This is a genomic window from Rhizobium giardinii bv. giardinii H152 (assembly GCF_000379605.1).
GTDB classification, from domain to species: Bacteria; Pseudomonadota; Alphaproteobacteria; order Rhizobiales; family Rhizobiaceae; genus Pararhizobium; species Pararhizobium giardinii.
In genome coordinates, this window is sequence record NZ_KB902579.1 from 150,899 (window position 1) to 170,126 (window position 19,228).

16 protein-coding genes are annotated in these 19,228 nt (G+C 60.7%); 8 read left to right on the forward strand and 8 right to left on the reverse strand.

Features of this window, described 5'->3' with window-relative positions; all coding sequences use genetic code 11:
• Positions 1-216: 216 nt before the first annotated feature.
• Positions 217-501, reverse strand: coding sequence for a lipoprotein (locus tag A3AY_RS0104310; protein WP_018324453.1), 285 nt, complete (start codon positions 499-501; stop codon positions 217-219).
• Positions 502-774: 273 nt separating this feature from the next.
• Between A3AY_RS0104310 and A3AY_RS0104315 the strand changes: the two genes are divergently transcribed.
• The 6 genes from A3AY_RS0104315 (at position 775) to A3AY_RS0104350 (ending at position 9,917) form a co-directional block, all read left to right on the forward strand.
• A complete protein-coding gene (locus A3AY_RS0104315) occupies positions 775-1,335 on the forward strand; it encodes a DUF924 family protein (protein ID WP_018324454.1) in 561 nt (186 codons plus the stop codon).
• Between the two features lie 146 nt (positions 1,336-1,481).
• Positions 1,482-4,022, forward strand: coding sequence for a mechanosensitive ion channel family protein (locus tag A3AY_RS0104325; protein ID WP_018324456.1), 2,541 nt, complete (start codon positions 1,482-1,484; stop codon positions 4,020-4,022).
• Between the two features lie 172 nt (positions 4,023-4,194).
• Entirely contained in the window at positions 4,195-6,756 is a 2,562-nt protein-coding gene (locus A3AY_RS0104330) for a GcvT family protein (protein ID WP_018324457.1), read from the forward strand.
• Between the two features lie 286 nt (positions 6,757-7,042).
• Entirely contained in the window at positions 7,043-7,306 is a 264-nt protein-coding gene (locus A3AY_RS0104335; RefSeq protein ID WP_018324458.1) for a hypothetical protein, read from the forward strand.
• 224 nt (positions 7,307-7,530) lie between these two features.
• Positions 7,531-8,364: a response regulator gene (locus tag A3AY_RS0104345; protein ID WP_026203098.1), complete on the forward strand. Its 834-nt coding sequence runs from the start codon at positions 7,531-7,533 to the stop codon at positions 8,362-8,364.
• 260 nt (positions 8,365-8,624) lie between these two features.
• Positions 8,625-9,917, forward strand: coding sequence for a GGDEF domain-containing response regulator (locus A3AY_RS0104350; protein WP_018324461.1), 1,293 nt, complete (start codon positions 8,625-8,627; stop codon positions 9,915-9,917).
• 53 nt (positions 9,918-9,970) lie between these two features.
• Here A3AY_RS0104350 and A3AY_RS41340 read toward each other — a convergent pair whose 3' ends face one another.
• Positions 9,971-10,975 (reverse strand): GlxA family transcriptional regulator, encoded by a 1,005-nt coding sequence (locus tag A3AY_RS41340; protein ID WP_026203100.1) that lies wholly within the window; start codon positions 10,973-10,975, stop codon positions 9,971-9,973.
• A gap of 458 nt (positions 10,976-11,433) precedes the next feature.
• Complete coding sequence (locus A3AY_RS0104360) at positions 11,434-11,637, reverse strand: hypothetical protein (RefSeq protein WP_018324464.1); 204 nt, start codon at positions 11,635-11,637, stop codon at positions 11,434-11,436.
• A 382-nt stretch (positions 11,638-12,019) separates the two neighbouring features.
• Here A3AY_RS0104360 and A3AY_RS0104365 point away from each other — a divergent pair, with 382 nt between their 5' ends.
• Complete coding sequence (locus A3AY_RS0104365; protein ID WP_018324465.1) at positions 12,020-12,217, forward strand: hypothetical protein; 198 nt, start codon at positions 12,020-12,022, stop codon at positions 12,215-12,217.
• A gap of 208 nt (positions 12,218-12,425) precedes the next feature.
• Positions 12,426-12,590, forward strand: a complete 165-nt coding sequence (locus A3AY_RS39605; protein WP_018324466.1) for a hypothetical protein — start codon at positions 12,426-12,428, stop codon at positions 12,588-12,590.
• A gap of 101 nt (positions 12,591-12,691) precedes the next feature.
• Here the strand turns inward: A3AY_RS39605 and A3AY_RS0104375 are convergent, their stop codons facing one another.
• The 5 genes from A3AY_RS0104375 to A3AY_RS0104395 all read right to left on the reverse strand — a co-directional run bounded on the left by A3AY_RS0104375 (position 12,692) and on the right by A3AY_RS0104395 (position 19,179).
• Positions 12,692-14,197 carry a tripartite tricarboxylate transporter permease gene (locus A3AY_RS0104375; protein WP_018324467.1) on the reverse strand — a complete coding sequence of 502 codons (1,506 nt, stop codon included), beginning with the start codon at positions 14,195-14,197 and terminating at the stop codon, positions 12,692-12,694.
• Between the two features lie 9 nt (positions 14,198-14,206).
• Positions 14,207-14,668, reverse strand: coding sequence for a tripartite tricarboxylate transporter TctB family protein (locus A3AY_RS0104380; RefSeq protein WP_018324468.1), 462 nt, complete (start codon positions 14,666-14,668; stop codon positions 14,207-14,209).
• Positions 14,669-14,814: 146 nt separating this feature from the next.
• On the reverse strand, positions 14,815-15,798 hold the full coding sequence (locus A3AY_RS0104385; RefSeq protein ID WP_018324469.1) for a tripartite tricarboxylate transporter substrate-binding protein: 984 nt from the start codon (positions 15,796-15,798) through the stop codon (positions 14,815-14,817).
• 202 nt (positions 15,799-16,000) lie between these two features.
• Positions 16,001-17,356, reverse strand: coding sequence for a sigma-54-dependent transcriptional regulator (locus A3AY_RS0104390; RefSeq protein WP_018324470.1), 1,356 nt, complete (start codon positions 17,354-17,356; stop codon positions 16,001-16,003).
• Positions 17,353-19,179 carry an ATP-binding protein gene (locus A3AY_RS0104395; RefSeq protein WP_018324471.1) on the reverse strand — a complete coding sequence of 609 codons (1,827 nt, stop codon included), beginning with the start codon at positions 19,177-19,179 and terminating at the stop codon, positions 17,353-17,355. The genes A3AY_RS0104390 and A3AY_RS0104395 overlap by 4 nt, the downstream gene beginning before the upstream one ends.
• Positions 19,180-19,228: the final 49 nt, after the last annotated feature.

The following is a 19,228-nucleotide window of genomic DNA, read 5'->3' on the forward strand; positions in this document are numbered from 1 at the left end:
GCATACTCTATCCATTAGGTAGGATATTATAACGCAGAACTTTTCCTTTCCCGGATCACCGGGAGAAAGTCCTGCCCTTCGCATGGGCCATTGCCGAAATCATTTGCCTCATGGTCGCACCAGGCTCCTGACCCATTGCTAATGGACGCTACCACGGAGCAGTGCCGCACGGAACGTCAATTCTGCGGCGACCCGTGTCCTTGTGGCCGGACTGGCTTACAATCGGCCGCCGGCATCCAGCGTGAAATCGGTGGTTCTGCGCCGCGCAATGAGTGCGAGCGAACGATCGGGTTGGATGCGATAGGTCTCGATCCAGCGATTGCCGTATTGATCGAGGAACGAGTGATTGAACGTACTGCCGATCGGCGACTTGGTCAGCTTGGTGCGCGGCTGCCCGCCATAGGTGATGCTGCCTCGTATAGGTTCGAGTTCGCTGGATTGCGTTTCGGCACAGGACGTCACAAGCAGTGCGGCAACAGCCGCCGCGATTATCTTTTTCATTGCTGAACCCAATCCCCCAGGCGAATGATCCCCGACTTTTCGCGGAAATAGTGTTTGCGCCGATTTTTTCCAGCCCCTCGGCGAGATTTGGCGCGACCAAGGATTTTCTCGAGGCAAGATGTCTTGCAAGGCGGGTCGATCGGGATTTCGATGCGCTATGGAAACACGCAGACGCATTCCTATGTCTCGCCTAAGTTTGATCGTCGGTTTGACGGTCAGGACTGGTGCTGTCCGGTTTTGGGCGTAGAGAACGTGGAAGAGGAGGAGGAGACTATGGCGGCAGCCGCCGGCATATGCACACCGGATGAGGTCCTGTCATTCTGGTTCGACGAGTTGCGCCCGGAACATTGGTTTGATCCCCCTCCGGGGCTGGACCAGCAATGCGATCGGCGGTTTCGCACGACCCATCTGGCGCTTTCGCGGGGCGTGGACGCCGAATGGCGGGCGACGCCGATGAACCGGCTTGCTGCCGTGATCATTCTCGACCAGCTTCCACGCAACATGTACCGGGCCTCGCCGCTGGCGTTTGCGACAGACGGTCTGGCACTGAGGGAAGCAAGCCTTGCCATCGATGCGGTCGCCGATCGCGAGATGTCGGTCGATCAGCGATCCTTCCTCTATCTACCCTTCGAACACTCGGAAAACCTCGTCGATCAGGCGCGTTCGGTGAAGCTGTTCACCGAGCTTGGCGATGCCGACTACCTCAATTTTGCCATCCGACACTGCGAGATCATCCGGAAATTTGGCCGGTTTCCGCATCGCAATGCGATTTTGGGCCGCGTTTCCACGGCAGCGGAGATCGACTTCTTGTCTCAACCGGATTCCCAATTCTGATGCCGGCACAGGATAGGGTCGCTGCGATGGAGAAATCGGATTTTGCATCTGGTGCCGCGGCGGCCTATGCAGACGCCGAACCGTCTAAGCCGCGCTTCGATTCTGTTTTGCTGCGGTGCCGCCGGAAAAGGATTATGTGATTGCCGATGACGTCGAAACTCTTTGCCGCTTTCTTGTCCTTGTGGATGGTTGCAGCCCCTGTGCCGGTGATGGCACAGCAGCCGGCCGCAAATGCCAATTCGCAGCAGCAGTTGCAGCAGCAGGAAGCCGCGGCAACCCCGCAGGCTCAGGCGGCCGCTCAACTCGAGACGGCGCGCAAGAACCTTGAGCGGCTTGCCGACGTCATCACGAAGGCAAAGGACGATGACAACCGCCTTGCCGAACTCAAGGTCGAGATCGATGCTGCCGCCAAGCAGATTATCGCGATCTCGGTTGCTGTCCGGCCGCGGCTCGATGAAATCAAAGCGCGGTTGGCGGAACTCGGCGATCCGCCGGCAGAGGGGGCACCACCCGAGGCCGATGTCGTGGCGCAGGAGCGCAAACGCCTTCTTGCCGAACGGGGAGCGATCAACGCGCTGACGGGAACTGCCGAGGATCTGTCGGTCCAGGCGACCAAACTGTCAAACGGCATCACCGCGACGCGGCGTGTTCTGTTCAGCAATACGCTGCTGAAGCATACCGATATCAACCGGACAATGGTGATGGATGCGATCGCCGCCATCAGCCTGGAACGCCAGACATTCATGCGCACCGTCGGCAGTTGGTTGACCTTCGCCTGGAACTTCAAGCGTTTGCAATTGCTCTCGGCGCTGTTCCTGTCGCTTTGCGCCGCGCTCGTCCTGCTTGCCGGCACGCGCCGGCTGTTTTCACCGTTCATCCAGCGCGGCGTCCTGAACGAGGAAGCGGGATACATCACCCGCCTGTCGGTGGCGTTCTGGTCGACGATGATACCGACGATGGCGGCGGCAGCGTTTGCCACGACCAGCTACTTTTTCCTGCAGGTCTTCAATGTCTTGCGGCCTGACATTGCACCGATCGTTTCGGTCACCTTGGCAGTTTGCGTGGCCGTGCTGTTCGTCTCGACCTTGGCGAACGCCGTTCTTGCGCCAGGCCAGAGCGCTTGGCGCCTTGTGCGCGTTTCCGATCGAGGCGCGCGTTTGCTGGCATGGTCGATCTTTGCCATGACGGTGGTCAATGGGCTGGATTATCTGGCCAGCACCATCAGCGAAGTGATGGGGTCGCCGATCGTCCTCACTGTCGTCAAAAGCCTGATCGCCTCGATCATCATCGGCCTGATCCTGATGGCGATGTCGTTGATCAAGCCGATCGTTGCGGCCGGTCAAACGTTGGATAGTCAGGGCAAGCCCTGGCCGCGTCCCGTCTGGCTGTTGTTTGTCTTGACGGGCGCCGCGCTGATCATGGCCGCGCTGTCGGGTTACGTCGGTCTTGCCCGGTTCGTCGCCACCCAGATCGTCATGACCGGTGCAATCCTGGTGACGATGTATCTCGGCATCCTGACCGGCAAGGCCGTCGCCAAACAGAATGCGCTCGCCGACACGGTCGTCGGTCGCTATCTCGAAAAGCGTTTCCGGATGGAGCAGATCGGGCTCGATCAGGCTGGTCTCGTTGCCGGGCTTGGCATCTACGCGCTGGTCGTCCTGCTGTTCATTCCGCTGATCCTTCTGCAATGGGGCTTCCAGATTGCCGATATCCAGGCCTGGGCCTATCGCCTCTTTACCGAGATCAGGATCGGCAGCATCACCATTTCCATTACCGGCATCCTCGCAGGGATATTGCTGTTTGCTGCCGGTTTCGTGGTCACCCGCTGGTTCCAGCGCTGGCTCGACAGCAATGTCATGGCCCGCAGCCGCATCGATCTCGGCGTCCGCAACTCGGTGAAGACCGGGGTCGGTTACCTCGGCCTGGCGCTGGCGGGCCTGATCGGCATCTCGGCGGCGGGGCTCGATCTTTCGAACCTGGCGCTGGTTGCCGGTGCTCTTTCGCTCGGCGTCGGTTTCGGCCTGCAGAACATCGTCTCGAATTTCGTCTCCGGGCTCATTCTGCTGGTCGAGCGGCCGTTCAAGGTCGGCGACTGGGTGGTGACGGGCACGACGGAGGGCTTCGTCCGGCGCATCTCGGTTCGCGCGACGGAGATCGAGACGTTCCAGCGCCAGACGATCATGGTGCCGAATTCGCTGTTCATCAACGCCTCCGTCGGCAACTGGACGCATCGCAACAAGCTCGGCCGATCGGATATTCCGGTGACGGTCGGCTATGATGCGGCGCCGCGGCAGGTCATGGATACGCTGCTGCAGATTGCTACTGCTCATCCGCTGGTGTTGAAGAACCCCGAGCCGCAGGCTGTTTTCAGCGCCTTCGGCGAAGCGACGATGACGTTCGAATTGCGGATCTATCTTGCCGACATCGTCAACGGCAACGGCGTGCGCAACGATCTCAGGCTGGCGATCTACGAGCGTTTCCGGGAAGAGGGGCTTGGCGCGCCGTTTCCAAAGGAGACCCTGGAACCCGAGGTGTCGCTCCCTCAGCCGGAACCGGAGATGGTGACAGCCCGGAAAACGCCAGACGAACCCGTTGAACAGCCGGTTGTGGACGAGCCGATCAGGCGCAGCGGCACCCAACGTCGGCCCCGCAGGGTCAGCGTCGAAGCGGTGGGCGACAAGGATTGACGGTGTGGGGATCAACAACGACGCGGGGCTACCCGGCCCATCGTTGATCGTTCGCATCTGTGGACTGCCCGGCGCTGGTCGTGCAGCATGATGATTATGTCGTAGACAGGCTCTACTCCGGCGGGGCCAAGCCCTAAAGTCCGCTTCCAGTATTCAATCAGGGTCATACGCAATGGCAGAATTTCCTCAAAAGGCGAAGGTCGTAATCATCGGGCTCGGCGGTATCGTCGGCGCGTCGATCGCTCATCATCTGATCGAGCGGGGATGGGACGACATCGTCGGCATCGACAAGTCCGGCATCCCGACCGACATCGGCTCGACGGCGCATGCGTCCGACTTCTGCTACACGACCAGCCACGACTATCTCTCGGTCTGGACGACGCAATATTCGATCGATTTCTACGAGAAGATGGGCCACTACGCCCGCATCGGCGGCCTGGAAGTGGCGCGCACCGGCGACGACACCTGGATGGAGGAGATCAAGCGCAAGCTGTCTTCCGCCAAGGCCTTCGGCACCCGCGCCCACTATGTTTCGCCTTCCGAGATCAAGGCGATGTTCCCGCTGATCGAGGAAGATCAGGTTATGGGCGGCATGTTCGATCCCGATGCCGGGCTCGTCATTCCGCGCTCGCAGACGGTTGCCGGCAAGCTGGTCGATGCTGCCGAGAAGTCGGGCAAGCTTCAGATGTTCGGCAATACGCCGGCCCAGTCGCTGATCGTCGAGAATGGCCGCATCAAGGGCGTCGTCACCCATCGCGGCACGATCATGGCCGATCATGTCATCGTCTGCGCCGGTCTTTGGGGCCGCCTGATCGCCGAGATGGTCGGCGAAGACCTGCCGGTCATGCCGGTCGATCATCCGCTGACCTTCTTCGGTCCGTACAACGAGTTCGAAGGCACCGGCAAGGAAATCGGTTTCCCGCTGCTGCGCGACCAGGGCAACTCCGCTTATATGCGCGACACGGGCGACCCGAAGACCACCGAGGGCGGCCAGATCGAATGGGGCTATTACGAGCAGCACAATCCGCGTATGTGCCATCCGCGCGAACTGCTCGAGAAGCACGAGGCGCGCCTGTCGCCCTCGCAGCGCGACCTTGACATGGAGCAGATCATCGAGCCGCTCGAGCGCGCCATGGAACTGACGCCGATCCTCGGCGAGCTCGGCTATAATGAGGGCCACTCCTTCAACGGCCTGCTGCAGGTGTCTGCCGCCGGCGGCCCGTCCTGCGGCGAGAGCCAGAAGGTGCGCGGTCTCTGGTACTGCGTCGCGATCTGGGTCAAGGACGGCCCGGGCTACGGCAAGCTGATCGCCGACTGGATGACGGACGGCCGTACCGAGATCGACCACAACAGTATCGACTATGCGCGCTTCTATCCGCACCAGCTGACGGAAGAGTTTATCGCCAACCGCTGCTATGAGGCTGCCCAGAAGATCTACTTCCCGGCCGTACATACCCGCGAACCCTACGCCTCCAGCCGTGGCGTCAAGCGTTCGCCGTTCCACGAGCGCGAAAAGGAACTCGGCGGCTACTTCATGGAACTGGGCGGCTGGGAGCGTGCGCATGGTTATGCCGCCAACGAGCACCTGCTCGAGAAGTATGGCGACCGCGTGCCGGTTCGCGAGAACGAGTGGGACAACCGCCACTTCTGGCGCGTCTCGAATGCCGAGCACCTAGCGATGAGCGAGGATTGCGGCATCGTCAATCTCTCGCATTTCCACATGGTGGACATCGAGGGACCCGATCATGTCGAGCTTCTGGAATGGCTGTGCGCTGCCAAGATCGGCGGTGACGGCAATATCGGCAAGGGCATCTACACCCACTTCCTCGACGATGAGGGCATGGTGCGCGCCGACTTCACCGTTATCCGCATGGCCGACCGCTGCCGGCTGATCAACGGCGCCGATGCCGGCCCGCGCGACTTCCACTATATGCGGCGCGTCGCCGAAGACCGGGGCCTTGACGTCACCATCACCGACGTGACCGAGAAGTTCATCACCATCGGCATCTGGGGGCCGAATGCCCGCGAGACGCTGAAGAAGGTGGTCGCCGATCCGGCCGGGCTCGACCCGGAGAACTTCGCTTTTGCCGCGATCAAGCCGATCGAGATCGCCGGCAAGCCAGTGACGGCCTTCCGCATCTCTTATGTCGGCGAGCAGGGCTGGGAACTGCACATGAAGTACGAGGACGGCCTGGCTGTCTGGGATGCGCTGCGCGCCACCGGTGTCATGGCCTTCGGCGTCGAGACCTATGCGAACTCGCGTCGCATGGAAAAGAGCCTGCGACTGCAGAATGCCGACCTGCTCACCCAATACAACCTCATTGAAGCGGACCTTGCCCGTCCGAAGGTGAAGGAAGCCGATTTCCGCGGCAAGGCCAAGCATCTGGAATACAAGGCCCGCGACCATCAGCCGGCCATGCTCTGCACGCTGGTGATGACCGAGAACACCGATGCCAAGGGCGTGAAGCGCTACCCGGTCGGCTCGCTGCCGGTCATGGATCCGGAGAGCGGCGAAGTCCTGGTCGATAGCCTCGGCCGCCTTTCCTACACGACGTCGATCGCCTATGGCCCGACGATCGGCAAGAACATCGCGCTCGCCTATCTGCCCTGGGAATACTGCCAGGTCGGCCGCAAGCTCAACGTCGAATATTTCGCCGAGACCTACCCGGTCGAGGTCGCCGGCGTCGGCTACAAGCCGCTCTACGATCCGGAAAACCTCAAGCCGCGGACCTGATCTTAACGGCGTTCCAACCTGCTAACGAAATAGCGCGCCTGCCCGAAACCGGGCAGGCGCGCTTTTTTTTGCTGTGCCGAACCGCGGGCTATGAGGATGCCCAAGCCCTCGTTGTCTCCTCCCTGGGGTCATTCAGACCCTATTCAGCCGTCCTGCAATATTTATCATGCAATTCTTCCGGCGTGCGTTACGCTGACGTTGGGCAGGAGGGTGTCTCGTCTCGTCCGGGCATGTCGCCCGGAAGCGCGAGCTGCCAACAGGGGCGGCGCCGTGGCGCTGAGGGGCAATGAAGACATTCGTAAGTGCATTTGTTTTGACTGTCATCGCGGCCCTTCCGGCCTGGTCCGCCACTGTGACGAACAAGGATGGCGAGCCTGCCGTGCTTGTTGTCGTGGAAGGCGAAAGCCGTATGGAAGTGGCAATCAGTGCAGGTGGCACGGAATCGATCTGCCCCAGCGGCTGTTTCATCACGACGCCGAGCGGCGATCGCCTCGGTCTGCAGGGCGACGAGACCATCGAGATCGTCAACGGGTCGGCCGTCGTGAAGTAATAGCTGGGCCAGCTGAGAACGCTGTAGCCGGGTCAACCTGCCTTCGGCAATGGCGATGCTGAAAATTGGGATATGCGGGAGGCTCTCGAACAGCGCCGCAAGGCGTCTGAGGTGGCTTTCCCTTTGCCCGAAGTTGATCCCATATTTCAGCAAGCAATTAACGACTGCGAAAACCTTTCTGCGTAGCTTGGGCCTCGGGGACAATCTTTTCAGATAGGCGATCTATGTCATTGTTCGGCGTGTCCGGAATGTACTATTCCGGTGAATCCTTGCAGCAGCACCGTATTGTTCTTGCAGAGGACTCCAATCTCTTCTCCGCCATGGTCTCCAAGCGGCTCAAGGAGCTTCTCGACATCGACGTGATCGTCTGCCGCGATTACGAGGATCTGCAGTTTTCGGTCGAGAACGCATCCTTCCCTGCGGCGCTTGCCATCTCCAACATCAACCTTCCCGGTGCCGAGAACGGCGAGGCGCTGTCCTATCTCATCGACATGAGCGTGCCGACGATCGTCTTCACCGGCACCTTCCAGGAAAGCACGCGCGAAACAATCCTCTCCAAGGACATCGTCGATTACGTCATCAAGGACAGTGTTTTCGCCGTCGACATGCTGGCCGAATCCGTCTGCCGGTTCCTGACGAACCACCGGCACCACGTACTGATCGTCGATGACAGCCCGACGGCGCGCGCGCTGCTGACGACGCAGTTGAAGCGCTACAATTTCCGTACCAGTTCAGCCGAAAGCGGCGCCGCAGCGCTGGATCTGTTGAAGAAGCATCCGGATATCGGCTTGATGATCACCGATTACAACATGCCAGATATCGACGGTTTCGAGTTGACGCGCCGCATTCGCGCAGCCTATGGGCCGCATCAACTGCGGATCATCGGCGTTTCCTCCTCGGACAACCGGTTGCTGTCGGCACGATTCCTGAAGGCCGGCGGCAACGATTTCATGTTGCGCCCGTTCGTCAACGAAGAGTTCTACTGCCGCGTGAACCAGAATCTCGATACCTTGACGAAAATCCAGACCTTGGGTGCAAAAAACATTCGCAAAGCTTGAGAACTTGCTCTGAAGACAACACTTTCGGTGCGCGGCTGGAGATTTTTGCCGTTGGACCTTAGCGATTAACGAAATTGCAATCACAAGTGGATTTGATGACGTGACGCGATGAGGGGTGAGCGCGGTGTCGGTCCGCGTGCGGATTCTGTTATCGGGAAAATGACATTCGAGAGCCAGCGTTCAGCGAAAGCGGCGCCTGCGGCTCATATGAGGCTGGCAGGAACGTGAGCTTTCGCAAGGTGTCGAGGCGGGGAAACAGCGTGCAGAAGCATTCGGGCAGCCGCATGCTCCTGGTCGAGGATTCCCGCATGTTCTCGACCGTGCTCAAATACGGATTGGAAACCGTCCACGGGGTTTCCGTCACCCATTGCTCATCGCTCGCCGCCCTGCACTCTGCCTTGGAAAATGGCGCGGACGAATTTGCTCTTGCGGTTCTCGATCTCAATCTTCCCGATGCGCCGAATTGCGAGGCGTTGGACTATGTGATTTCCAGAAACATCGCCGCGATCGTGTTTACCGGCTCGTTCAATGACAGCACGCGCGATACCGTGCTTTCGCGAAATGTCGTGGATTGCGTCATCAAGAATCAACCCGATTCCATCACTCATCTCATTTCGGTCGTCGACCGGGCGCTGACCAATGCGCGCACCCATGTGCTGTTGGCCGATTCCGCGGAGGCCTCGCGCGCCGAGCTTCTGGCGCTTTTGAAGAAGCAGCAGTTCAACGTGACCGAGGCCGGCAGCGGTGCGGAGGCCCTGCGCCTGCTCGATACCGGCAACGGCATCGACATAGTGCTCAGCGATATCGCGCTTTGCGACATGACGGCTTACGGCTTGCTCAAGGAAATTCGCCAGAGGCATGGCGAGGATGCACTCAGCGTTGTCGCGGTCGGTGCCGGCGACGACCGCACCCATGCCGCCAAGTTCCTGCAGAGCGGTGGCACGGAGTTCATCCAGAAGCCGATGCTCATCGAGGAATTCAACAGCCGCTTGTTTCAGGTCGCCAACATCCAGAAGCGCATCCAGGCCCTGCACAGCATTGCCGCCCGCGACTATCTGACCGATATCTACAATCGGCGCTATTTCTTCCAGTACGGTTCAAGGATGGTCGATCAATGCTTGCGGCGAGGCGGGACCACCTCGATCGCGATAATCGACATCGACCTTTTCAAGCGGTTGAACGACACCTACGGCCATGAGGTCGGCGATCTCGTCCTCAAGGCGGTCGCAAAACGCCTTCGCGCGCTGATTGGAGAGGAGCACCTGCTTGCCCGCCTCGGCGGCGAGGAGTTCGGCATCCTTTTCAACGAACTCGGGATCTGCGCCGCCCATGATTTCTGTGAAACCGTGCGCCGCGATATCGCGGCGGCGAAGGTGGTGGCGGACGATGAGGAATTGTCGATCACGATATCGATCGGGCTCGCCACGATCGAGGGGCCGGAAACCTTCGACAACTACCTTCACGCAGCCGACCAATTCCTCTACATGGCGAAATATGACGGCCGCAACCGGATCGTTTCCGAACTGACCCTTCTCAAGGCCATGGTGTCCTGACCGGCGGCCGGGTTCAGCCACCACGCCGGATCCGAAAATCAAGCCATGTGTTTCTAGCGCGCGGCCTGCAGTGTGAGTTTGCGGTCGGCACGCTCCTGCTGGGGCGAACGGTTGTAGAGTTCGCGATAACACTTCGAAAAATGCGAGGCCGAGACGAAGCCGCAGGCGACGGCCACTTCGACCACGGGCATGGCCGACTGGACCAGGAGATGCCGGGCACGGTCGAGCCGGATTTCCAGGTAATAGCGGGCGGGGGAACGCCCCATCTCCTGCCGGAACAGTCGCTCGATCTGGCGCCGCGACAGGCCGGCGCTGTCGGCGATTTCGAGAAGCGACAGCGGCTCAGAGAGATTGCCCTCCATCAACTCGATGATCGACAGGACTTTGGCGTTTTGGACGCCGAGGCGGGCGCGCAGCGGCAGCCGCTGGCGGTCGTGCGGGCCGCGTACACGGTCGGTCAGCGCCTGTTCGCAGACGCGGTTGACGAGGTTCTCGCCGAAATCCTGGTCGATCAGGTTCAACATCATGTCGAGCGAGGCGGTGCCGCCGGCGCAGGTGTAGATGTTGCTGTCGATTTCGTAGAGGTCGGCATAGACATCGACCTGAGGGAAGCTTTCGGCAAAGCCGGGCAGGTTTTCCCAGTGGATCGCACAGCGCTTGCCCGTCAGCAGGCCCGCCGACGCCAGCACATGCGCGCCGGTACAGAGGCTGCCGACCGAGACGCCGCGATTATAGACTTCGCGCAGCCAGGCATTGACGGATTTGTTGTTGAAGTCCTCGACATAGATGCCGGAACAGACGAGCACCATCGAAGGCCGGTTCTCGCCGCCGAGGAACTTGCGCTCATCGGCAAGCGAGGTGTTCACCTCGAGCCCGATACCGCTGGACGACAGGACCTGGGTCCCATCGGTGGACGCGAGGCGCCAGGTATAGGCCTCGTAGCCGAGCATGCGATTAGCGATACGGAGTGTCTCGATTGCCGCGGAAAACGGCAGCATGGAAAAGTTCGGTACCAGGAAGAAGACGAGAGAACGTTTTTTGGTCAATGGCTTGTTCATTGAGAGGGTCCCATGCGCCGCGGATGTCGCATTTGTCTCGTGGAAAAGCGTCATCTGGCTTTTCTAAAAGCGACATTGGCATGGACGCGAGCGACTGCAAAGAAATAAATATCTGCGACATGCATCCACCTGGCGTAAAAATCGTCCGCAGGTCTAAAAAATACTCACTATTTCCACTCAGGACGACAAAAATGTCGCATTTTGTCTTTTCTCCGGCAGGTTGCAGAGACTGGCAGCCACCGCGCACCGGAATGGTGATTTGCCATTTGCGACATGCCCCGGCTAGTCAATTGGTGTCGGAAACAGGCCATGGCTCGAGGCTGGCGGCGCGTGGAAAGTAGGGACGCGGAAAACAGAAAAGGGCATTTCGCCATCATGGTCGAAATGCCCTTTTCACGCGTCATTCACATTCGTTCGACACGGAGGATCGTCACCTGCCGCTGCGGGCATCTGATCCGTCATTTCGCCGGCGTATCCTTGCGGGCCATGTCGATGGACGGAAAGCCGATGTCCTTCAGCGTGTCATAGGAAAGGCTTTCGAGAACCCGTTCCGCGCGGTGACGCTGCCATGATGCGACGGCGCGTGCGCGCAGCCCAACGAGGGACGATACAAGGGACGAATGCCTTGGAGCGGATGCATGTTCTAGACTGAAGAATGCCATGTTTTGGTTTCCTTTTGATTGGGAGGCTTCAAAAGGTCGCGACCATGGGAGAGTAATGCCGCAAGGCCATTCATCATTCAAGCGAATATAATTGATCCCATGCATCAAATATCATGATGCTTTGTGCGGCTCGAAACGCCCTTGTCACAGCGTCAAAAAATGGCGGGGCTTTGCGATGCTGAATGCAAAAGAAGACGTATTCGACCGAACATCTATTGAGATTTAGGGATCGAAATCCAGCGCCCTGGTGTCTGTCAAAAACGGGTACGTACCTCACCTGAAACGCCACATTTACGCCTACTACTTTGGACTAAAGTTGCACGCTGGAGGCTGCGAGGAGGCGGCTTCTCACAAAAAAATACCAATTCCTGGGAGGAAAATGATGCAAAAATCCGATATCGCAATACCGCCAAAAGACCTTGACTTGCTCCAGACGGTTCTTGACGCTTGGTGCACACAGCATCGCATTCCGCGCAAGGAGGCGACTGCCGAAGCGAAGATATTGATCAACGAGTACAAGCGCGGTACGCGTTCGCAGATCAAACTCATCGACGCGCTTTTGGACGGCACCACGCACTAGCGGGCTCAACGGCCGCTTTTAGTCGAGAACCCGGCCTAGAGCCGGGTTTTTCATGCAGCCGATGCACCTCGCTGCCCCGCGAGAGAGGCTTGCTTGAGATGAGATGGTTGCGCAGTTCGCGCGGTGCTTCTGGCGAATGCGCTGTCGAGGCGAGGGCGCTGCTGCATGAGATGTGCTATGGATTTCGAACTTTGAGACGAGGACCGACATGAGCGACGACAAAATCATCAAATTTCAGCGGCCGAAGCCCAGGAAGGAGCCGCGGACCATCACGCGCGGAACGCGCAAGGTCCTCACTTGGCTGGCGATCGTCGGCGCTGTGGGGCTGGTATGGGCATACTTCCAGTTTGTTTCGCCGCCGAGCCTGACCTGAGCTTGGGTTTCGAATCCAGCAGTGTCAGTCATGGATGGCTCCGCTGCTAGCATGACCGGTATGCCAAGCACACCGGTCATGTCTTGTAGGCGAGAGTGGGATCAATCCTCCTCCTGGAAAACCGCCTCGCGCTTGGCCTTGACGGCCGGCAGGAAGACGACGACCAGGACGGCGAACGCGATCAACAGCAGGAAGGCGCTGATCGGCCGCGTGACGAAGGTCGTCGGATCGCCGCGCGACAGGATCATCGCGCGCCGCAGGTTTTCCTCCAGCAGCGGCCCGAGCACGAAGCCGAGCAGCAGCGGCGCGGGCTCGCAGCGCAGCTTGACCAGCAGGTAGCCTGCGATACCGAAGAAGGCCACGGCATAGAGGTCGTAGACATTGGAATTGACGCTGTAGACCCCGATCGAGCAGAAGGCCATGATGATCGGGAAGAGCACGTAGTAGGGGATGGTGAGCAGCTTCACCCAGAGCCCGATCAGCGGCAGGTTGAGCACGACCAGCATCAGGTTGCCGATCCACATCGAGGCGATGATGCCCCAGAACAGCGCCGGCTGTTCGATAGCCACGTTCGGGCCGGGAACGATGCCTTGAATGATCATTGCCCCGACCATCAGCGCCATGACCGGGTTGGCCGGGATGCCGAGTGTCAGCAGCGGAATGAACGATGTCTGTGCACCGGCATTGTTGGCTGATTCCGGACCGGCAACGCCGGCGACGGCACCGTGGCCGAATTCTTCCGGCGTATCCGAAAGCCGCTTCTCGACGGTATAGGAGGCAAAGGCCGCAAGGATGGCGCCGCCGCCCGGCAGGATGCCGAGGGCTGAGCCGATGACGGTTCCACGGATGACCGGTGCGAACATCTTCCTGAAATCGTCGCGCGTCGGCAACAGGCCACTGACCTTGGCCATCAGCACGGTGCGGGTCTTTTCACCTTCCAGATTGCGCAGGATTTCGGCGACGCCGAAAACACCGACCGCGACCGCAACGAAGTTCAGCCCATCGGCGTATTCGCGGATCCCGAGGGTGAAGCGCGGCGTGCCGGTGTAGATATCCGTGCCGACGAGACCGAGAAGCAGCCCGAGCGCGACCATTGCCAGAGCCTTGACGATCGAGCCGTGGGCAAGCGCGATGGAGGAGACGAGGCCGACGATCATCAGCGAGAAATATTCGGCGGCGCCGAACTGAAGGGCGATGCCGGTCAGCGGAATGGCGAAGATCGCCACCAGGAACGTGGAAACGGTGCCGGCGAAGAACGAGCCGAGGGCGGCGATCGACAATGCAGCGCCGGCCCGGCCTTTGCGGGCCATCTGATAGCCGTCGATGGCGGTCACGGCGGAAGAGGATTCGCCCGGCATGTTGATCAGGATTGCCGTGGTCGAGCCGCCATATTGCGCGCCGTAGTAGATGCCGGCGAGCATGATCAGCGAGGAGACGGGCTCCAGCTGGAAGGTGATCGGCAGAAGCATGGCGATCGTCGCCGTGGCGCCGATGCCGGGCAGAACGCCGATCAGCGTACCGAGCAGCACGCCGATCAGGCAGAAGAGGAGGTTTTCGGGCGAGCCTGCGGTGGAGAAGCCGAGTGCGAGATTGCTGAAAAGGTCCATGATGATGTCCTAGAATCTGACCCAGGGGCCGAAACGCTCGAAAGGCAGCCCAAGCGCGTAACTGAAAACGGCGACCGAAAAGACGGTTAGCGCGATTGACAGCGCAATCGCGGTCAGCGGTTTCATCCGGTGCGAGGCGAAGCAGGCGATCAGGGCCGTGAAAAACAGTGACGGCACGAAGCCGAGCCCGCGCACGGTCAATCCGAAGAAGATCGGTGCCGGCAGGATGAACAGCATCCCGCGCCAGGCGACCGGTCCGAGCGGCTCGCCGTGCACGCGCGCCGCCTGGATCAGGATGACGAAGCCGAGCAGGGTCAGGATGATGGCAAGCAGCAGCGGAAAATAGCCCGGCCCCATCCTGAACGCCGTGCCGAGCTCGAGGTTGAGGCACTGGTAGATGAAGAAGCCGCCGAGGCCGATAAGGATCGCGCCGCAGAGCGCGTTGGTGGTGTCGAGAGATAAGGATTTCATGATGCCTCCTTGAAATCGGCCCGGTCGTCCGCGTCCATCATCTCTTCAAAGCATAGCCAGGGAAAGAGAGATAAACGAATGCCTCCCTCCCAAGAGAGGAGGAAGGCGAAAGACGCGTCAGGCCCTTGCCATGACGGGGTTTCCGATCAGTCGGCGTATTGGCCGGCCGCTTCGATGACCGGCTTCCAGCGGGCGATCTCGCCTTCCAGCTTGGCCTTCAGGGCAGCCGGCGTGGCGTCGGCTTCGGCAGACGGCACCGTGCCGAGCTCGGCGAAGCGGGCACCGACATTCGGGTCCTTCAGCGCAACCTGCAGCGCCTTCGACAGGCGGTCGACCGCTTCCGCAGGCGTGCCCTTCGGCGCATAGACACCGTGCCAGATGCCGACCTGGAAGTCTGCCAGACCGGCTTCGGCGGCGGTCGGAACGTCGGGCAAGACGGGAATGCGCGCTGGCGAGGTCACGGCATAGGCCTTGATCGTGCCACCGAGGATCTGCTTGGTGGTGTTGGTGGTCTGGTCGCACATGATATCGACCTGGCCGCCAAGCAGATCGGTCATCGCAGGGCCGGTGCCCTTGTAGGGAACCGTGACAAGCGGAGTCTCGATGGCGCTCATGAACATCATGCCGCAGAGATGCGAGGCTGCACCGATGCCGGCATTGGCGACGGTCACTGTGTCCTTGTTGGCCTTGACGTAGTCGATCAGGCCCTTGAGGTCCGTCGGCTCGAAATCCTTGCGCGCGACGATGGTCATCGGCACCTCTGTGACGAGGCCGACATATTCGAAGGCGTTCAGCGTGTCATAGGCGAGCTTGCGGTAGAGCGTGGCGCTGGTCGCCATGCCGATATGGTGCAGGAGGATGGTGTAGCCGTCCGGATCGGCCTGCGCGACGCGTCCCGCGCCAAGCGTTCCGCCGGCGCCGCCGACGTTTTCGACGATGATCTGCTGGCCGAGATCCTTCGACATGGATTCAGCGACGAGACGGGCGACGGTGTCGGTTGGCCCGCCAGCCGAGAAGGGCACGACCATGGTGATCGTCCGCTCGGGATAGGTCTGCGCGTTTGCAGAAACCGAGATGAGCGAAGCGGCGGCAAGCGCGGTCATGCCAAACAAAGTTTTAAGGATTTTCATCGAAGTCCTCCCTGATGAATTCTGACCAGCCGGCGCAGCTCCTCCCGCACCGATTCTGGATGGCCCATTTGTGACCCGCGCGCCGATGGGAGCAACCGTTGCGCGGAGGCTTTCGCGTCTTTTCGCGGAGGGTGCGGTGCACCATGGGTGAGATTGGAAACAATTGCCGTTTCGAATGGGTGGATTTCCACCCATTTCATAATCACGCAGCGTAGTCGCCGTCCGTCACGGGCAATTTTTTGTCGAGGCCGTATCGCTGCATCTTCTCGTAAAGCGTCTTTCGCGAGATGCCGAGTTGCTCGTAAACGGGCCGCAGACTGCCGCCATGGGCAGCGAGCGCGCTGGCGATAATGCCCCGCTCGTAGGCTGCCACCTTGTCTGCCAAACGCTGTCGTTCCGCCGGGGCTGACGTCTCCTCGGGTTTCGGATCGAGGCCAAGCACGAGCCGGTCTGCAGCATTGCGCAATTCGCGAACATTGCCTGGCCAGCTGCGCTCGGCGATCTCGGTCATCAGTTCCGGCGGCACTTCGATGTCGTTGCGCATGTAGCGGGCGGCGGCCTCCCGGACGAGCTGGAGAAAGAGGAGCGGGATGTCGGCCTTGCGCTGCGCCAGCGACGGGACGTGCAGCGTCGCGACGTTCAGCCGGTAGAGGAGGTCGGCGCGAAAGCGGCCGACGGCGACTTCCGCCTCGAGATCAACCTTGCTGGTGGCGATGAAACGGACATCGAGGGGCACAGGCTCGTTCGACCCGAGGCGGGTGATCACCCGTTCCTGCAATACGCGCAGAAATTTTGCCTGCAGATCAAACGGCATGGAGCCGATCTCATCAAGCAGGATGGTGCCGCCGCGGCCGTGCTCGAACTTGCCGTAGCGGGGGCGGAGCGCACCGGGAAAAGCACCGGCCTCATGGCCGAAGAGTTCGCTTTCGATCAGGTTTTCCGGAAGTGCTGCGCAGTTGATGGCGATCAGCGGGCGGTCGGCGCGAGCGCTGATATCGTGCAAGGCGCGCGCGACCACTTCCTTGCCGACGCCGGTTTCGCCGATGATCAGCGTATCGGCGTCGGTGGCGCCGATGGCACGCAGCCGGTAGCGCAGATCGACCATCGCCTGGGTCCGGCCAGGGAGCCGCGCCTCGATATCGTCCCGCTTGCCGGCCACAGCCCGCAGGCGCCTGTTTTCCAGCACGAGGCTGCGCCGGTCCATGGCACGACGGGCGATAGCTGCGAGATGCTGCGCGGTGAACGGCTTTTCGAGGAAATCGTAGACGCCTTCGCGCATCGCCTTGACGGCGAGCTGGACGTCGCCGTGGCCGGTAACCAGGATCACCGGGATTTCCGCATCCACCTCGCGGATGCGCTGGAGCAGCGTCATGCCGTCCATGCCGGGCATGCGGATATCGCTGACCACGACCCCGGAGAAGCTGTAGCCGATCAGTTCCAGCACAAGTTCGGCGCTGGAAAACGTATCGACTTCAAGCCCGAACAGACCGAGTGCCTGCGCGGTGGAATGGCGCATTTCCTCTTCGTCGTCGACCAGCAGGACGCGTGGTTCACTCATTCGGCAGCCTCCTGCGCCACCGTGGCGGCTTCCAGTTCGATGCGGAACACGGCGCCGCCCTCGGCATGGTTGGTGACAGACAGGCTGCCGCCGAAATCCTTGACGATGTTGTAGGAAATGGAGAGGCCAAGGCCAAGTCCCTTGCCGACGCCCTTGGTGGTGAAGAACGGATCAAAGATGCGCTCGGCGATCGCCGCGGGCACGCCGGGGCCGTGATCCCTGATCGTCAGGATCACCTTGCTGTCCAGGTGCTCGGCGGAAACGTGAATGCGCCGGTCCGCGAGGCCTTCCACTGCGTCTGCCGCATTCGTGATGATGTTGACGAGAACCTGCTGCAGCCGAACGGAGCCGGCCTTGACCATCGGCGTGTCCGACAGATCGATCTCAAGATCGGCGTCGGCTGCTTTCAGGCGGGCAGCGACGATTTCCAGCGTGTCGGCCATCGCCGCATCCAGTGCGACGGGCCGCAGTTTCTCGTTCGGCTTGCGGGCAAAATTGCGCAGGTGCCGGCTGATCGATGCCATGCGGTCGATCAGGCCGGAAATGCGCCGGACATTGTCGCGGGCTTCGCCGACGCGCTCGAGGTCGATCAGCATTGCGGCGCTGTCTGCGTAGGTCTTGGCGGCGGCCAGCGGCTGGTTGAGTTCGTGGCTCAGCGCAGCCGACATCTGGCCAAGTCCGGCGAGCTTGCCCGCCTGGATGAGATCGGCCTGCGTCTTGCGCAATTCCTGCTCGGTCAGCCGCCGCTCGGCAATTTCCTCCTCGATGCGCTGGTTGACGAGGGCGAGATCGGCCGTTCGCTCCTCGACGCGGCGCTCCAGTTCGTTGCGTGCTTCAAGCTGCATGCGCATGCGTTCCTCCAACCGGGCTCGCCGCTGCAGGAAAATGGCAAGCGCCAGGCCCGCGAGGCAGAGGAAGAGGACGACGGCGACGATGGTGGTGCGCGCCTGGGCGCGAACGGACGCCGTTTCCATCAGCACGTTCACCGTCCAGTCGGCCTCGGGCATATATTGCGACAACACCAGATATTCCCGTCCAGCGGCTGTGCTTATCGTCATCAACTGGTGTTCTTCTAGGCTGTCGCGCTTGATCGGAAGCGGTTTCAGAACGGCCTCGGCATAGCGCCGCGACGCCTGCGTCCTTTGCAGGCGTTCGGCGTTCAGAGGCAGGATACTGGAATAGAGCCATTCCGGGCTGCCGGTCATGAAGATGATGCCTTCGGGGTCGGAGACGAAGATCTTGTATTCGCCGCCGCGCCAGGAGGTCTCGATCGAATCGATATCGACCTTGAAGACAATGACGCCGGTGATGTTGTTCTCGACGAAGATGGGCGAGGCGAAATAATAGCCGCGCTTCAGGGAGGTGGTGCCGAGCGCATAAAACCGCGACTGATTTCCCTTGGCCGCTTCCTGGAAATAGGGCCGATAGCTGAAATTCTGTCCGACGAAGCTTGTCGGCTCCTCGTAGTTGCTGGCTGCAATGGTGCTTCCATCCATCGTCATCACGTAGATATCGGAGGATTCCAGCAGAGTGTTGATCTCTTTCAGGTAAAGATTCGCGGCCTCGCGCAGGGAGTTGTCGTTCGGATGCGCAACCAGGTCCTTGATGCCGTCATGATCGGCGATCAGCGCCGGCAGCGGCTCATAGCGGCTGAGATGTCCGCTCAGTGCCGACACCGCCAGACGCAAGGCCGAGCTTGCCTGAAGCGATGCTTCATTCATGTAGCTGCGCGTCGCCAGTGCTCCGCCTTGGAAAATCACGACGTAGAGGAGGGCGGGAATCAGGCAAATCGCCAGGACAAGGCGGTATCTAACGGATTGCAAGGCTCCTCCCTCATTCCTCCCGGCGGCCTTCGCGCAGCCGGGAGGAAGA

What these genes read in the sequence shown, in the direction of transcription:
- A3AY_RS0104310 (WP_018324453.1), bottom strand. Translation starts at nt 501, where the DNA reads ATGAAAAAGATAATCGCGGCGGCTGTTGCCGCACTGCTTGTGACGTCC.
- A3AY_RS0104315 (WP_018324454.1), top strand. Translation starts at nt 775, where the DNA reads ATGGCGGCAGCCGCCGGCATATGCACACCGGATGAGGTCCTGTCATTC.
- A3AY_RS0104325 (WP_018324456.1), top strand. Translation starts at nt 1,482, where the DNA reads ATGACGTCGAAACTCTTTGCCGCTTTCTTGTCCTTGTGGATGGTTGCA.
- A3AY_RS0104330 (WP_018324457.1), top strand. Translation starts at nt 4,195, where the DNA reads ATGGCAGAATTTCCTCAAAAGGCGAAGGTCGTAATCATCGGGCTCGGC.
- A3AY_RS0104335 (WP_018324458.1), top strand. Translation starts at nt 7,043, where the DNA reads ATGAAGACATTCGTAAGTGCATTTGTTTTGACTGTCATCGCGGCCCTT.
- A3AY_RS0104345 (WP_026203098.1), top strand. Translation starts at nt 7,531, where the DNA reads ATGTCATTGTTCGGCGTGTCCGGAATGTACTATTCCGGTGAATCCTTG.
- A3AY_RS41340 (WP_026203100.1), bottom strand. Translation starts at nt 10,975, where the DNA reads ATGAACAAGCCATTGACCAAAAAACGTTCTCTCGTCTTCTTCCTGGTA.
- A3AY_RS0104360 (WP_018324464.1), bottom strand. Translation starts at nt 11,637, where the DNA reads ATGGCATTCTTCAGTCTAGAACATGCATCCGCTCCAAGGCATTCGTCC.
- A3AY_RS0104365 (WP_018324465.1), top strand. Translation starts at nt 12,020, where the DNA reads ATGCAAAAATCCGATATCGCAATACCGCCAAAAGACCTTGACTTGCTC.
- A3AY_RS39605 (WP_018324466.1), top strand. Translation starts at nt 12,426, where the DNA reads ATGAGCGACGACAAAATCATCAAATTTCAGCGGCCGAAGCCCAGGAAG.
- A3AY_RS0104375 (WP_018324467.1), bottom strand. Translation starts at nt 14,197, where the DNA reads ATGGACCTTTTCAGCAATCTCGCACTCGGCTTCTCCACCGCAGGCTCG.
- A3AY_RS0104380 (WP_018324468.1), bottom strand. Translation starts at nt 14,668, where the DNA reads ATGAAATCCTTATCTCTCGACACCACCAACGCGCTCTGCGGCGCGATC.
- A3AY_RS0104385 (WP_018324469.1), bottom strand. Translation starts at nt 15,798, where the DNA reads ATGAAAATCCTTAAAACTTTGTTTGGCATGACCGCGCTTGCCGCCGCT.
- A3AY_RS0104390 (WP_018324470.1), bottom strand. Translation starts at nt 17,356, where the DNA reads ATGAGTGAACCACGCGTCCTGCTGGTCGACGACGAAGAGGAAATGCGC.